Annotated in this window: 15 protein-coding genes and 1 tRNA gene; 3 read left to right on the forward strand and 13 right to left on the reverse strand. The window is 34.5% G+C overall.

All coding sequences use genetic code 11. The features are described from left to right. Both ACFE0M_RS18450 and ACFE0M_RS18455 read left to right on the forward strand, forming a co-directional pair. Nucleotides 1-669 (forward strand): haloacid dehalogenase type II, encoded by a 669-nt coding sequence (locus ACFE0M_RS18450; protein ID WP_434547269.1) that lies wholly within the window; start codon nt 1-3, stop codon nt 667-669. Between the two features lie 264 nt (nt 670-933). Beyond that, nucleotides 934-1,263 (forward strand): thioredoxin family protein, encoded by a 330-nt coding sequence (locus ACFE0M_RS18455; protein ID WP_434547270.1) that lies wholly within the window; start codon nt 934-936, stop codon nt 1,261-1,263. Between the two features lie 68 nt (nt 1,264-1,331). Here the strand turns inward: ACFE0M_RS18455 and ACFE0M_RS18460 are convergent, their stop codons facing one another. After that, nucleotides 1,332-2,636 carry an amidohydrolase family protein gene (locus ACFE0M_RS18460; protein WP_434547272.1) on the reverse strand — a complete coding sequence of 435 codons (1,305 nt, stop codon included), beginning with the start codon at nt 2,634-2,636 and terminating at the stop codon, nt 1,332-1,334. A 6-nt stretch (nt 2,637-2,642) separates the two neighbouring features. After that, entirely contained in the window at nt 2,643-5,669 is a 3,027-nt protein-coding gene (locus ACFE0M_RS18465; RefSeq protein WP_434547273.1) for an amidohydrolase family protein, read from the reverse strand. Nucleotides 5,670-5,913: 244 nt separating this feature from the next. On the opposite strand from ACFE0M_RS18465, the gene ACFE0M_RS18470 reads away from it, so the two are divergent. Next, nucleotides 5,914-7,494, forward strand: a complete 1,581-nt coding sequence (locus ACFE0M_RS18470) for a GAF domain-containing protein (RefSeq protein WP_434547274.1) — start codon at nt 5,914-5,916, stop codon at nt 7,492-7,494. 3 nt (nt 7,495-7,497) lie between these two features. On the opposite strand, the gene ACFE0M_RS18475 is transcribed toward ACFE0M_RS18470, so the two are convergent. From ACFE0M_RS18475 to ACFE0M_RS18525, 11 genes are all read right to left on the reverse strand, one after another. Continuing rightward, nucleotides 7,498-8,799, reverse strand: coding sequence for an MFS transporter (locus ACFE0M_RS18475; protein ID WP_434547275.1), 1,302 nt, complete (start codon nt 8,797-8,799; stop codon nt 7,498-7,500). Between the two features lie 87 nt (nt 8,800-8,886). Further along, nucleotides 8,887-9,369, reverse strand: coding sequence for an ExbD/TolR family protein (locus tag ACFE0M_RS18480; protein ID WP_434547276.1), 483 nt, complete (start codon nt 9,367-9,369; stop codon nt 8,887-8,889). Nucleotides 9,370-9,372: 3 nt separating this feature from the next. Further along, nucleotides 9,373-9,948 (reverse strand): ExbD/TolR family protein, encoded by a 576-nt coding sequence (locus ACFE0M_RS18485; protein ID WP_434547277.1) that lies wholly within the window; start codon nt 9,946-9,948, stop codon nt 9,373-9,375. Beyond that, entirely contained in the window at nt 9,948-10,271 is a 324-nt protein-coding gene (locus tag ACFE0M_RS18490; RefSeq protein WP_434547278.1) for a hypothetical protein, read from the reverse strand. Before ACFE0M_RS18490 ends, ACFE0M_RS18485 begins: the two co-directional genes overlap by 1 nt. Nucleotides 10,272-10,295: 24 nt before the next feature. Beyond that, a complete protein-coding gene (locus tag ACFE0M_RS18495) occupies nt 10,296-11,153 on the reverse strand; it encodes a MotA/TolQ/ExbB proton channel family protein (protein WP_434547279.1) in 858 nt (285 codons plus the stop codon). 174 nt (nt 11,154-11,327) lie between these two features. After that, a tRNA-Ser gene (locus ACFE0M_RS18500) sits at nt 11,328-11,414 on the reverse strand. A gap of 189 nt (nt 11,415-11,603) precedes the next feature. Next, on the reverse strand, nt 11,604-12,674 hold the full coding sequence (locus ACFE0M_RS18505; protein WP_434547280.1) for an asparaginase: 1,071 nt from the start codon (nt 12,672-12,674) through the stop codon (nt 11,604-11,606). Continuing rightward, complete coding sequence (locus ACFE0M_RS18510) at nt 12,675-13,430, reverse strand: TatD family hydrolase (protein WP_434547281.1); 756 nt, start codon at nt 13,428-13,430, stop codon at nt 12,675-12,677. Next, a complete protein-coding gene (locus ACFE0M_RS18515; RefSeq protein ID WP_434547282.1) occupies nt 13,427-14,485 on the reverse strand; it encodes a glycosyltransferase family 2 protein in 1,059 nt (352 codons plus the stop codon). The genes ACFE0M_RS18510 and ACFE0M_RS18515 overlap by 4 nt, the downstream gene beginning before the upstream one ends. A 47-nt stretch (nt 14,486-14,532) precedes the next feature. Then, nucleotides 14,533-15,135, reverse strand: a complete 603-nt coding sequence (locus tag ACFE0M_RS18520; RefSeq protein ID WP_434547283.1) for a polysaccharide deacetylase family protein — start codon at nt 15,133-15,135, stop codon at nt 14,533-14,535. A 28-nt stretch (nt 15,136-15,163) separates the two neighbouring features. Beyond that, nucleotides 15,164-16,396, reverse strand: a complete 1,233-nt coding sequence (locus ACFE0M_RS18525; RefSeq protein WP_434547284.1) for a GAF domain-containing SpoIIE family protein phosphatase — start codon at nt 16,394-16,396, stop codon at nt 15,164-15,166. Nucleotides 16,397-16,429 lie beyond the last annotated feature (33 nt).

The raw sequence follows: 16,429 nt of genomic DNA on the forward strand, positions 1-16,429 counted from the left end.
ATGAATAAGCCTCAATTATTAATATTTGATGTAAATGAAACTTTATTGGATTTAGGTAAAATTAAATCTGCTATCCATCAAGTTTTTCAAAATGAGGATGCATTTTCAATATGGTTTTCTACTTTATTGCAGTATTCCATGGTAGAATCAATTTGCAATACCTATCACGGATTCGGAGAAATTGGCAAAGCTACTTTGAAAATGACAGCCAAAAAATTGAAGGTAAATATTAAAGATGAAGAAATCTCTAGAATTCTTAATTTGATAACCCAACTCCCGCCCCATCCTGATGTTAAAGGAGGATTGAAAAATTTAAAATCAAATGGTTTTCTTATTGTTGCCCTCACAAATGGCTCTTCAGAAGCATTAAGTGCTCAAATGAAATATGCCGGTTTAACGCCTTATTTTGATAAACTATATAGTGTAGAAGAAGTCAGAAGTTTTAAGCCCCAAGGCAAAACTTATCAATATGTTTTAAGTGATATGAATTGTAAAGCTGAAAATGCTATGATGATAGCAGCCCATCCCTGGGACATTGCAGGTGCCAAAACTGTTGGAATACAAACTGCTTTTATTGAAAGAAAGGGACAGATATATTATCCTCTAATGGAAAAAGCTGATTTTCATGTTACTAATTTAAAGGAATTAGCGGAAAATATTCTCAATTAAGTTTTATCTTAATTCCTACCTCAGATATATTTTTTACTGATAAAACTTTTAGTAATTAAAATTCACAAGAGCTTCTTTTTTGGCTATTAAAAGCTCAATACTTTCGATAAGAAAAATCGGTTAAAGAGTACCTTAGAATTATCATAGTATTAGAATATCATATCTGATGATATATCACATCCACGCTTTCTAGAATTAAAATGCTAACTAAACAATCAACATCACCTATTGGTAATTAAGCCTGAATAATAAATTTTTTAAGCTATGATTGAAAAAGTTACCGATATTAATTTAGAGGAGAAATTGAAAAAGCATGACAAAGTGGTCATTAAATTTTATGCTGATTGGTGTGGAGTATGTAAAGCATTTGAACCTCAGTTCAGGAAATTGGCTGAAGAAACAAATGATGATGTCAAATTCCTTGAAATCAATGCGCCTGATAATCCAAAAGCAAGACTATCTGCCGGAGTTTACAGCCTACCTTTTTTTGCCACTTATGAAAATGGCGAGTTAAAGGAAAAAATTTCAAGTGCCGACAGAATAGCTGTCCAAAATTTGATAAAAAATATCCAGTCAACTCCAGAATTAAATTGATAAAAAAAAGCCGGCTTTTACCAAGCCGGCTTTATTCAATTCAATGAAAATATTGATCTTAACAATGTTTATTTCTGATCAAATTTTTCTTTAAACTTTTTATATAATCTTTGTTGGTGAGCTTCTAAATTAACCTGTCTTCCTTCCACAAAAACATATTCAGGTTGGTTGCCTTCCATATCCAATATATCTCCTTGAGAAACTACAATAGAGGCAATTTTACCTTCTTCCAAACTTCCTATTTTATCATCTACCCCCATGATTTCTGCAGCATTTAAAGTCACCATTTTCAAAGCTTCTTCTTTACCTAATCCATAAGAAGCCGCAGTTCCAACACTAAAAGGCAAATTTCTCACTTGCATTACTTCTCCCCATTGTCCAATCGCTACTTTAATGCCTGCCTTATGAAGTAAATTTGGCAATTGATATGGCATATCAACAGGATCGGCTGTTCTACTTGGAAGTCTTAAAGTTTCCTCTAAAATAACCGGAATATTATTTTCTTTTAAGAAATCCCGAACATAATAGGATTCATCCCCTCCTACCAATACTATTTTCTTCACGCCCATTTCCATGGCAAATTGAATAGATTGAACAATTTCTTTTGCCCTGTCAGTATGAATATAAAGACTCTTTGCACCATCAAACAACCCTTTCATGGATTCAAGCTTTAGATTTGTGGTTTCCAGATTATCAATTTCATTATAGGAATTTGCATCTTTAAAAAATGACTTTACCTCATCATACTGCTTGTCATAATCCTCATTTTCCCTCCATTCAGTTTCACCTAACCACCATCTTGGGTATCTTAATTTTGACGGCCAGTTTAAATGAATGCCTTCATCATTCTTAAGTACAGCATCTTCCCAATTCCAAGCATCCAAATCCATTACAGAACTACTTCCTGAAATTCTTCCACCTCTTGGCGTTGTTTGGGCATATAGTACTCCATTAAAACGAGTGGTAGGGATAATCTCAGAATCCGTATTATAGGCAATTAATGCCCTTACGTTTGGATTAAAATCCCCAGTTTCATCCTGATCTCGAGTGGCTCTAACAGCGGCAATCTCCTCCAAGCCAATAATAGTGTTACTTGCAATCAATCCAGGATATACATGCATACCCTCAGCTTCTATTACCTTATAACCAGATAAATCCAATCGAATACTAGTCGCATCTGCAACATTGGTGATTACTCCATTTTCAAAAGTAATAACAGAATTTTCAATCACTTCTCCATTACCCAAATGAGCATAAGCATTCATGATGGCAATAGGCTCTTTTTGTGGTTCACCAGGAGCCGGTACTTGAGCCATAACTGAAAAACTCAGTACACTCAATATTATAATTCCTATATATTTTAATATCTTCATATCAACTTACTTTAAAGATGAATAATTTTGAATTTCTGTTTCACAGTGGTAGATAATCTGTGATTTTTTCTTTGCCTTTTGGGTAGAATTTCCATTGGACTTCTCTCCCTGCATTTTAGCTACTAATCGAGCTCTTTCGGCTTGAATAGCATTTAATTTTTCTTCTTGCTCATCCCTATTGAAAAATACAGTACCTTCTATTATGGTTTTCTCTGCTTTGGCATAAATAGACAAAGGCTCATCACTCCACAATACCACGTCAGCATCTTTACCAACCTTGATACTTCCCATTCTATCATCCAAATGCAATAGTTTAGCAGGATTTAAGGTAACCATTTTCAAGGCTTCTTCAACTGGTACTCCACCATATTTCATGGTTTTGCCAGCTTCTTGATTTAATCTTCTTCCCATTTCGGCATCATCTGAATTAATGGCCGTAACCACACCTTCACCATGCATTAATGCGGCATTATAAGGAATTGCATCATTCACTTCAAATTTATAAGCCCACCAATCTGAAAAAGTAGAACCTCCAACACCATGTTCTTTCATTTTATCTGCCAATTTATAACCTTCCAAAATATGAGTAAAAGTGTTGATTCTAAATCCATATCGCTCGGCTACTTTCATCAACATATTGATTTCAGATTGAACATAAGAGTGACAAGAAATAAATCTTTCACTATTCAATATTTCCACGAGAGTTTCTAATTCCAAATCCCTTCTTGGAGCATTGGCATTAGCTTTATCTCTTTTTGATAAAGCATTATAAGCTTTCCATTCGGCTTCATATTCTCTTGCTCTTGTGAAAGCATCTTCAAATACTTGTTCCACACCCATTCTGGTTTGCGGGAAACGGATGGTATTTCTTTCCCCCCAATTCGATTGCTTTACATTCTCTCCTAAAGCAAATTTGATAAATTTATCAGCCCAATCAATTTTCATTTCCTCAGGACTATATCCCCATTTCAATTTAATGATGGCAGAACGCCCACCTATCGGATTGGCAGAACCATGTAATAATTGAGAAGCCACAACCCCACCTGAAAGCTGACGGTAGATATTGATATCTTCAGAATTTACTACATCCTCAATATTTACTTCAGCAGTTACAGCTTCAGAACCTTCATTTACACCTCTACTGATGGCAATATGCGAATGTTCATCGATAATGCCTGGAGTCAAATGTTTACCAGTTCCATCAATCTCCCTGGCACCGGAAGCAGTCAAACCTTTTCCTATTTTGGCTATTTTACCATTTTCCAATAAAACATCTGTGTTTTCCAAAACACCCTCCGCCTCATTGGTCCAAACTGTAGCATTCTTAATTAAAATAGTCTCGGTTTTAGGTTTTTCAGTGTTACCGTGAGCAACGAACGGATAAATTAAAGAACCAAGATCATCTTTTATGGCTTCTTTTTCTTCATCCTTTTTATCTTCTTCGGTATCCTCTTCAGTGTCCTGATTATTTAATGTGGCATTCCATTTTACCCAACTTCCATCAGGCATTTTAGCGTTTCCACTTAATCCACCATCATTAAGCCAGCCTGACAATCTTATCTTGCCAGCTTTTTCTTTGCTTTCATCTTTGAAAGAAAGGCTGATCAGTTGTTTAGAAATATCTGACTTTATATCATAAGATGTAGAGTCGTTTACCACAATTTTGAATTTCTCTTTTCCAGGATCTCCTTTTGCTTCCATTTGGTATTCAAGCTCTCCAATTGATAAAGTATAATCACCAGCTAATTCAGGTAAGCTATAATCTAGGTATTTGTAAGGATTTCCTTTAACCCAGTTTTCATAAATTTTCGTATCCTTTTTTATAGGACTACCATCAGTAATTATAAAATTGGCATATTTTCCTTTTGATAAACTTCCTAGCTTATCTCCCATTTTCACAAATTGTGCAGGATTATAAGTTAAGGCTTTTAAAGCTTGTTCTTCAGCCAAACCTGCCTCCAATGAATGGGTAATCATGGAAGAAAGTTTAGATGGATCTTTTAAACCATCAGAAGTAATGGAATAATTAATACCTTTATCAGCCAACATTTTTAGATTAGAAGGCGCCATTTCCCAATGCTTCATATCTTCTAGGCTAACATTCATAGCTTCAAATGGATCTTCTACATCGTAAGCTTCAGGATAATTAACAGGAAGTATTAATTGTGCATTGGTGGCTTTGATCTCATCCAATCTTTGGTACTCATCCCCGTTTCCTTTTATGATATATTGAACACCAAACTCATCCCCTAATTGATCAGCTCTCAAAACATATAATTTATCTCCACCAGCATCAAAAAACTGAGGGTAACTTTTGTTTTGATTAAATGCATTCAAGGAAATATCAATCATTTCGTTTTGGTTTGCATACCATTTAGCATCCAAATATGTTTGCTTAATTAAGGCTATAGCACCCATTAATGAGGACGGATTATCTTGAGTAGAGCTCCCCTTGTCGAATGAAAAATGCTGGGAAGCAGTTTCTTTTAAGATAATTTCGTTTTCTGGGCCATTATGTAAGGCTATCACAGATCCGGTTCCTCTAACCAAGCCATCTTGATTATGCGTTAAAACAACTCCAAATCCGGCTTTACGCATTTTATCTGCATCGGAATCTTTATATTCAAAGGCTTCATGAGCATTAAAATAAGCCTTAATGGCATCATTTGCGTTATAAGCCCCCTCTTTTTTAGGGCCTAACTGAGGTCCTGAACTTCTGCCATTCTCAGCTTTTGGCATACCAATTTTGCTCGATAGCTCAATGAAAGAAGGATAAATATGTTTCCCCTTTAGATCGTGAACTATAGCACCATCAGGAACAACTGCATTTTTACCAGCGTCAATTACCTCCCCTTTTTGAATTACCAAAGTTGCATTTTCGATTGAGGTTTGATAATCGACATGTAATGTTGCATTAATAAAGGCGTGTAAGCCTGGTCTTTCATCTTTAACACCATTCACTTTATAAGTTTCCTGAGCATTTGTTGAAAAGAACCAAAAGCTAAAACACACTAAAAGTATTTTTTTCATCATTTTCTGTAGTTTTAGATTAAGAAATGAAAATAGTACTTTTTATATAATTAAATAAAAATTATTGCATCTATTATTTTATTGGTTTTTAATGAGTATTAATGGAGTTGATCTTATTATGATGAATTTTATTAAAATCTGCACAATAAAGCACAACAGTCAATTTCTTTAATATGAAATAGCACTTTGTTTTACCAAAATTTAATTATAATTTAATGTAGTTAATCATATAAATTTTTTAAGAATTATGAGGAAATTTTTAAATAAACACTTGATATCCATTGCCATATATACGGTTTCAGCATTGATTTTATTGAGTGTTAGCCTTTCCTTTTATAATAAAAAAGTAATGAGTGATGCTTTGGAAACCCAAGAACAAGCTGATATGGTAGTAAGGGTTTCTGAAAACACATTACTTAATATTCGACAAATGGATATTAGTGGCAGAGGTTATGCATTAATGAGGGAAGATGGTTTTTTATTTTGGAGTGTAGCGGATGCAAGAAGAGAAAACAGAGAAAATTTTAAAACATTAGATAGTTTATTTTCCATTCAAGGATATTCAGATCCTGTAAATTACCCCAAATTAAAAGCTGGCTTTAAAAAGTATGCTGATATGTACGAAGAAATGGTCAAGCTTTTGAAAAATGATGATCTGGAAGGCTATAAAGAAATATTGAAAGATGATTTTGGAAGGACTTTCTGGCCTATAAACGCAGCATTTACTTCCAGATTATATGAATTTGAAGATGAGTTGGTAGCCAAAGCACAAGCTCGATATGAAAGGGCTATTTTTCAAAATACTATTGTACAGCTATTATTGTTATTAATCGGCTTACCCACTTTAATTTTCATTATAATTAAGCTTAGAAGGGATGAAAAAAATAGAACTGCATTGTTAATCAACCTTAGGGAAAACAATAAAAAATATTTATTTAATGATGGTGACACTCAATTTAGAGGTGCGGCCAAAATACTAAACGGTTCAATCGAAAACCTTAAAAAAGCAGCACATTACGTAAGAAAGGTAGCTTCTGGTGAATTTGATGTCAAATGGGAAGGTATGACTGATGAAAACAGGGATTTAAACAAGAAGAACCTTGCTGGTCAATTGATTGAAATGAAAAAGCAAATGGAACTGGCCGATATAGAGAATAAAAAGAGAATATGGTCAACAGAGGGGCTTTCAAAATTAAGTGAAATTATACGTAACAGTGAGCAAGACACCAAACAACTAACATTTGAATCCACTAAATACCTCACACAATATTTAGGAGCTCAACAAGGCAGTCTTTTTATTCTGGTACAAGATGAAGAAGATTCCAAACATAAATATTTAGAACTTTCAGCAGCTTATGCTTTTGACAGACGTAAATTTTTAAATAAAAAACTTGAAATAGGCCAAGGATTAATTGGTCAAACATATAGAGAAAGAGAAACTTTATTATTAACGGAAATTCCACAAGATTATACCTTTATAAAATCTGGTTTAGGTGATGCTACCCCAACTTGTTTGGCCATTGTCCCTATGATGTATAATGATGAGGTACAGTCTTTAATAGAACTGGCCTCTTTTAGGAAATTCGAAGAGCATGAAGTTAAATTTTTGGAGAAAGCAGGTGAGTATGTTGCCTCAGCTATAGCTACTACTCAAAATAATGAAAAAACTAGAATTCTATTGGAGCAAATGCAACAGCAAGCAGAAGAAATGAGGGCTCAGGAAGAAGAGCTTCGTCAAAATATGGAAGAGTTAGAAGCCACGCAAGAAGAGATGAGAAGAAAAGAAAAAATGATGGAAGAAAAAATGCAGAAGGCTGAAAATCAATAATGATTAAGCTTTCTTAAAATTTAAGGATGAAGGAATACGAACCATTAGCAAAAAGCCTATGCCCACCGCAAAAAATAGACCTAACGCAATTGTACTATTCCGCATACTTCCCGTCCATTGTTCTATAAATCCATAAGAGAAGGTGCCAATTACGACTGCTAATTTTTCCGTTACATCGTAAAAACTAAAATAGGACGCTTTGTCGGGGGTGTTTTGTGGCATTATTTTGGAATAAGTACTTCTTGATAGAGATTGAATACCACCCATGACTAAACCAACAACAAAAGCCAAGATATAAAACTGATAATCAGTATATACAAAATAAGCATAAATACATACACCCACCCAAATAGCCAACATATTCATTAAGGAAAACTTATTAGTTCGTTTCTTAGACAGGTAAGCAAAAGCATAAGACCCAATAATTGCCAATGCATTAATAATAATGATGGTCAAAATTAATTTGTTTCCCAGGAGATTAAGTTCCTTACTTCCAAAAGATGCGGCCATGTACATGACCGTTTGTACCCCCATACTATAAAAGAAAAAGGAAGTTAGATAATATTTTAATATAGGTTGGGATTTAAGCTCTTTGAAGACTTTATATATTTCTCTATAACCATTAATGATAATGGATCTTGAATAGTCAATACTTCTTTTAGATTCCTTCAAGGATTTAAAGGTAATTTGAGCAAAACCCATCCACCATAAACCAACAGTTAAAAAAGAAAAGCGTGCAATCAAGACCGTATTGTCTAAGCCAAACCATTGAGGATTTGATATACAGATAAGATTAATTATTAATAAGAGAATACTACCAATATAACCTAATGAAAATCCCTTTGCACTGATCATATCATGTCTATCAGGTGTAGCTATAATAGGCAAAAATGAATTATAAAATACTATGCTCCCAGTATAGCCAATACTTGCGAATACTGAACAAATAATAGCCCATTCAACATTTTCACCAGTAAAAAAGAACAGACCTATACAGGATGTTGCTCCTAAATAAGTAAAGAATTTCATATAGCTTTTCTTGCTAGAAGAATAATCCGCAATTCCTGAAAGTAAAGGAGAAATAATGGCAACCACTAAAAAACTAAATGATATAGCAAAAGAATATAAAGCAGTGTTTACAAATTGGAAGCCAAAAAAATCAACTATATCGCCATTAAAGGCATTCTGTGTGGCGGTATTATAAAATACTGGAAAAATAGATGATTTAATAACAATGGCATAGACTGAATTGGCCCAGTCGTACATGCACCATGCATTTATGGTTTTAGCGTTATTTAGCTTCAATTATATAGGATTAAGATTAGGTCCTTCAGACATAAAAAAAACCTCATTCCACAATTGGGAATGAGGTTTTAATTGATTTATAGAATTTTACAATAAAGAATTTTCTTTATCTCTATTGGTCAATTTTAAAGTATTATACATCAACTTACGTGCATTTGCCTTTCTTAATTCTTGTTGAACATCGGATAAAATACCCATTTTAGCTTCACTATCCACTTTCAATGCTATTGTAATTTTATCACGTTCAGCTTCTGACAATTTATCTTTTTCTTTTGCAACCCACAAAAGAACATCTCTTGGCTCAATAAATACATCATTGGCTTGGATTTTCGCCTCGCCCCCAAACTTCTCTGTTTGTTTTGGTTTACCGATGTATAAATAACTTACCAAAGACTTTCTTTCAATCTTCTTCAATTGTTCAGCTTTAGGTATTTTTTGTTCCACCTTAATTTCGGTTTCACGTAATACCGTAGTCACCATGAAAAAGAATAGGAGCATAAAAATAATATCCGGTAATGCAGCGGTAGGAATATCCTGACTTGCACTTGTTTTTTTCTTAAACTTTGACATAACTTATCCTCCTATGTTAGTTGGTTCTGCAATAGAAATCGCCATTGGAATCTCGTCATCACCTTCTCCTTTACCTCTTTGATAAAGTGCCTCTTCCTTAGGGTCTTTCCTATTCAACGCTCTGTATTCCTCAGCTGTAATGCCCGCTCTATCAGCATAAATCTGATAATATGCACCTTGCAGCTGATCTAATACATTGATATAAATCTCATAACTTGTTCCTCTATCTGTTTTAAAGGAAACAATTGCATCCTGTGGACTTTCCGCTAATTCAGGATTTTCACTTGGATTCAAAATATGTTCTATTAACATATCTTTTATCTCCGTATAATCATCCAAACGCTCGCCCTCTACTAAAAGTCTATCTGCTGAATTAATGGCCACCTTAAATAGGTTCCTTTCTCTTATTTCAACATCCACTTGATCAGCATCATCCTTTTCGGGAGGTAAAGTCAAAGTCAAACCTTTATCAGATGCAATGGTAGTAGTTACAAGAAAGAATATTAACAATAAGAATGCTATATCGGCCATTGAACCGGCATTCACCTCTGATGTTGCTCTTCCTTTACTTCTAGCCATTAGTTTAAAATTTTTCTGATTTCAGAATATATAATAGATATTACTGCTATACCCATCAATAAATAAGTAGTAATTAACACTCCACCTATTACTTGAGATGAGGTACTCGTAATATCAAATTTTATGTACCTAGCAGTTACTTCATCACCGGAAACTCCCCAGCTGATCAAGTAAATTGCACCGATTATCACTATACCCAAAGCAGACTTTATAAGACTCTTTGGATTATCCAGCGCATTAATTAGTGGTAAAACAATTGCTCCCAAAGCAGCAACGATTACCAATAAATATGAGCCGTATAACATTATATCAACAAATTCCATTTAGTTAAAGTTTAAAGGTTAAACTTACTTAGTAAGATTGTGTTTTACTAAAATATCAACCAAAGCAATAGAAGCATCTTCCATTTGGTTTACTAAAGAATCTACTTTAGAAACGCAATAGTTGTAAAATAATTGTAAGATAACCGCAACAATCAAACCACCTACAGTTGTTAATAAGGCTACTTTAATACCACCGGCAACCAAAGATGGAGAAATATCACCTGCTTCTTCAATAGCATCAAAAGCACCAATCATACCGATTACAGTACCCATGAAACCTAACATTGGAGCCAATGAGATAAATAATGAGATCCAAACCAAACCTCTTTCTAAACGACCCATTTCAACTGAACCATAAGAAATTACTGATTTTTCAACCATTTCCACACCTTCTGACATTCTCATCAAACCTTGTGTAAAGATAGATGCAACTGGTCCTCTTGTGTTTTTAGTCACTTCTTTAGCTGCTTCAACACCACCTTGGTTCAATGCATCTTCTACATTGGCCAATAATTTGTTAGTGTTAGTTGTTGCAAGATTCAAAGTGATGATTCTTTCAATAGAAATAGCTAATCCTAAGATTAAACATATTAATACTACTGACATGAATTCCCATCCACCTTCGATAAACTTTTCTTTTACAATTTGGTGAAAGCCTTGCTCTTCTACCACTTCTTCTTCATCAACAACGGCAGTAGCAGTAGTATCAGGCTCATCTTCCATCATTGAAGTATCAGCCGCAGCTTCCGTAGTGTCACCATCCATTGATGTGGTGTCATTTTCCATTTCAGAGGTTGCTTCCTCATCCTGAGCAATTGCATTGCCATTAAAACCGAATACTAAAGCTCCGGCCATCATCATTAAAACAAATAGCTTTTTCATAGTTAAGTTGTTTGTAATTTTCTTTTTTAGTTAATGTATGTTAGTTATAATGAAACTAAGTCCAATTTTACACAAATATCCACAAACAGAAAATTTTTTTAGCAATTCTTTAACCCTTTAACTTAAATAATAATCATTTATTTAAAATATCAAGTCTAAAAATTGAACAAAATGCGGAGAAGGAGGGATTCGAACCCTCGGTACCCGTGAAGGCACACTCGCTTTCCAGGCGAGCCCGATCGACCACTCTGGCACCTCTCCTTTGTCTGTCAATACTTATTTATCGATTGAACTCTTTTCAAACGTGCACAAATAAATTAATAATTTATTCTTCATGCAAGCCCATTTTGCCAAATGGTAAATAATAATCCAATAATAACATGCAAATCAGTTGCAAATAGAATGATTGTAGTTTATAATTATATTATTCCATGTATAAACATATTTAAATTATTCCATTTCCCCCCGAAGTGGCTTAATCAAATAGCTTTGTTGCATTTCTTTGGTGTGAGCATGGCTTAGAACATACATCATTTTGGTAATGGCCGCTTCTGTTGTGATATCACTGCCACTTATTACACCAATGGATTGCAAGTCCATGCTTGTTTGGTAGCGACCTTGGATCACCTTCCCTCCCATGCACTGAGAAACATTCAAAATCAGAATATCTTTTTCAATGGCTTTTTGTAAGCAATCGATAAACCATTTTTCGGTTGGGGCATTTCCTGAGCCATAGGTTTCTATAACCAATCCTCTTAATCCTTTAATGGATAAAATACCCTCCACCAATGATTGGGAGATACCCGGAAATACCTTTAATATGGCTACCTCCTGTTGAATATTCTTTCTCACTTTTAGTTCAGCTTCTGCTTGGAATGCCCTTAAGGCTGAAAAATTATATTCTATGATGACTCCAGCTTCAGCCAAAACTGGATAATTTTCACTTTGAAAGGCATCAAATTGCACGCTTTCCACTTTTTTAGACCTATTCCCCCTCAATAGTAGGTTATCAAAATAGATACATACCTCTGATACAATAGGTCTATGATTTAATTTTTGGCTGGCTATCTCTATTGCGGTAATTAAATTCTCACGGGCATCCGACCGTGCCGCACCTATGGGTAGTTGAGCCCCCGTAAAAATAACAGGCTTATTTAATCCCTCCAACATAAAGCTAATAGCAGAAGCCGTATAAGCCATGGTATCAGTACCATGAATTACTATAAAACCATCGTATTCTTCATAATAATCTTCCACCAAGCCCGCAATATCATCCCAATGCTTAGGGCTTACATTGGAAGAATCTATTAAATTATTAAACGAGGCAACCGTGATTTTCAGGTTGAAATTTCTAAGTGAAGGCACTTCATCCAGAATATTTTGAAAATCGAAGGGTACTAATGCTTGTTCCTCATTATAAACCATGCCTAAAGTCCCGCCCGTATAAATGATCATCACGGCACTTTCCGGTGCTTTAGGTATTGCGGTATCTATATGTATTAATTTGTATGGCTTTTCCATCTAAGCAAATAATTGATTAGCATTTGATGACGTAATTTTAACCAATTCTTCTTTGGAAATCTGCTTTAAATCCGCAATTCTTTGTGCTATCAAATCAAGAAATGCCGGTTCATTTCTTTTACCTCTTTTGGGAGTTGGTGCCAGATAAGGTGCATCAGTTTCTAATACTATTCTATTGATATCAATATCTGGAATATGCTCAGCTAGGCCACCATTTTTAAAAGTGACCACCCCTCCTATTCCAAGATAAAAATCTAAATCTATTACTTTCTTTGCATCTTCTACATTCCCCGTAAAACAATGAAAGACTCCTTTTAAGTTGTCATCCTTCATTTCTTTTACAATTTCATAAGTTTCATCAAATGAATCCCTACAATGTAAAATAATAGGAATTTGATGTTTTTTTGCCAATTCAATTTGAATTTTCAGCGCTTCTTTCTGCTCTTTCATTAAACTTTTATCCCAATAGAAGTCCAAGCCTATCTCTCCAACAGCTACAAATTTTCTTTTGTTAAGCCAATCTTCAATCTCATAAAGTTGCTTTTCAAAATGCTTTTCGATGGAGCAAGGGTGAACACCCATAGTGGCGATGGTAGTGGGGAATTGAGCCTCCACTTCTAACATGGGTTCAATAGATTCATGGTCAATATTGGGCATGTAGAATTTCTCGACTCCTACCTCCATTGCCCTTTCCATCATTTCCGCTCTATCCTCATCGAATTTATCAGCGTATAAATGTGCATGTGTTTCAATCATCCTTTAGCAAATTTTCTTCCTTTCCATTTTACGGGCAAAGGTAAGAGATAATAAAAGAGAAGTGCAATAGAAATGAAACCACTGTAAAATTCAAATATAAAAAGATTGCCAAGAGGTACATATTGATTCAACCTTTCTAAAATTTTATTTATAAATAAGCTTTGCAAAGTAATTTTCAAGCCAAATAAAGGAATGGCTACAAATGGGTTGACAAAAATCATGGCCAACATAGCAGGATAGTATAAAGCCTGAAAAACTAAAACTGTTACCATGAAGGGTGGTAATTTCAGGGCTCCACTCATCCATCTTTTGCGCTGATTCATTAAATTTTTAAACCCTTTTACTGCAAAGGTCCTTACTAAGCTGTCTTCATTGGCCAATTGCTGATATTTATAACCTTGTTTGGCTACTGCCTGAAATAAAGCAAAATCTTCTGTAACGGAAAAGGGAATATTTTTATACCCGCCTACTTTATTGTAAGCTTCTTTGCTTACCATCATATTGTTACCCACTGCGGTAACTGGAATTTTCCAACCGCTCACAATTTTCACCATTCCCAACGCCAAACTCCAGTCTATCATCTGCATGCTGGAAAAAAAATCTTTTGCTTTTATGATGGTAAAACCGCTTTGAATTCCGGCACCTTCTTTCCAGCAAGCCAATTGCTTCATCAACCAACTAGGTGGAACTTCTACATCAGCATCAGTAATCATCATGAATTCTCCTTTTGCTTTTTCAGCTAATTGTTCCAAAACATTGGCTTTGGCATCTAAATGCTCCACCTTATCATTAATAGGGAAGTAGAAAAAATTATTTGTTTCTTTATCCCATTCTTGCATGATTTTAGTACTGCCATCAGATGAACCATCATCACCCATTAAAACTTCATACTTATCTTTCGGATAATCAAGCTTTTCAAGTGAATTAAGGGCATAATTGACTGTGTGAACTTCATCACGGACGGCTATTAAAATGGAAATAAAGGGTAATTCGCCTTCAAAAGGCTTAAGGTTCTCCTCTTTTGGTTTCCATGCCATCCATAAAATTAAGTCCATGAAAATTACAATAAGTATAATGATCAATAGGCCTAAGAATAGATAGGTCATAGTTTTTTAAATTTGTATCCAATATCGGAAAAATGTTTGAGATACAAAGGTAGGAATTGCAATATTTTATCTTTGGCTTTTAAATTATCATGAAAAACTATAATACTACCGTTCTGAGAATTTTGGATACTCTTTTTCAATATTTTTTTTGCAGAAATGGATGGATTATAATCTTTCGAAAGTACATCCCACATTATTAAATCAAAACCATTTTTCTTTAATTGACGAGCTATTCTCAAATTAAATTGCCCGTAAGGAAATCTAAAGAGCATTTTTTCTTGATGCATGTGTTTTGCTATTTCTTGCTGACACAGATGCACATTGTCCAAATACTTCTTACCTTTAGTTTTCCAGGCTTTTAAATGATTAAAAGTATGATTGCCCACCGAATGACCATCTGCTATTATAGCTTGAAAAATTTCAGGATGTTTTCTAATATTATCCCCAACGCAAAAAAAGGTAGCTTTGGCATCAAATTTATTTAGTATTTCCAGAATTTGAGGGCTTAATTCAGGAATGGGGCCATCATCAAAAGTTGGATAAATGACTTTTTCTGAGGTATTAATTTTCCAAATTAGGGAAGGAAATAAACTTTGCACTAAGCTTGGGGTTTTATAAAATGCCCAATCAAACATGGTATTGGCAAGCTAATAAGGTAATATCATCGGATAGAGCTCTCTTACCAATAAATTTATTGATCTCATCCAAAATTGCTGTCAAGATCATATTGGGCGTAACTGAAATATATTTACTTAAAATTTCCATTACCCGCTCGGGTCCAAACTCCTCTTCATCCTCATTAAAGGCTTCGGTCAGACCATCCGTATAAAGTAAAAGTGTTTGAGGCTTTTCTATGGCAGTAGTCCCGATTTCCAGAAAAGGAATCTCCCTTAAAGCACCAAGCACTAATGTTCCTTTTTCTAGCTTTTCTATTTTGCCATCCGATGACACTAAAAATGGAGGGTTGTGACCTGCATTAACATATGTAAGTCTTTTTTCTTTCAAATCAATCAGTGCTATAAAACATGTAATGAAATTCTCTCCATTCGCACTTTCAAATACCTGAAGATTCAAATCATGAATAACTTCTTCCAAGTCTGTAGTTTTTCTCATCAGCGTTCTTAATGATGCTTGAAAATTAGACATCAGCAAGGCGGCAGGAACTCCCTTTCCTGATACATCAGCAATACAGACTATTTTCTTATTTTCATCTATAGATAGCCAGTCGTAATAATCACCTCCTACCGTATGATGTGGAGAATAATGTGCATCAATAGTGAAATTATCATTTTCAGGTAAAGATTTAGGAAATAACAATTGTTGCACCTTTTTAGCAATTTCCATTTCCTTGGCAAGTACTTCTTGCTGTAATCTTTCTCTGGCCATTTTCTTATTTTCAATGGCCACCATAATGATATTGGTCAGTGCCTGAATGAAATTCAAATGGTTTTCAATTAATTCTTTTTCCCCTGTATTAGCTACACCTCCTAAAAACACTGTGGCCAATAATTCATTTTTATGGAAAACCGGAATGGCTACTTCAAATTCATCAAAAGGTGAATCTACTAAGTCTTCATGAAATAAAATTTGCCTTTTATTGACTAATTGATTGGCGCTTTTTACCTCATCAGCATAATTCATTTTGGTGCCAAAGGAAAGTTTTTCCTCCCAATGGCCTGCCTCTTGAACTAATAACATCAATTTTCCTAACTTTAGATTCGCTCTCAAGGTAAAATTATAGATTTTATATAAAGAATCTTCTGGCAAATTCTCATTGATTGCCTGGGTAATTTCAAGCAATGCATTTAACTCCAATTCTTTGAGTTCGTATCTATTCGCTATGTTCAAGGCTGTATCCATAAATCAAATGTGAAGTTAACAATTAGAAATGAT

The organism is Marivirga sp., from assembly GCF_051117495.1.
GTDB lineage: Bacteria > Bacteroidota > Bacteroidia > Cytophagales > Cyclobacteriaceae > Marivirga.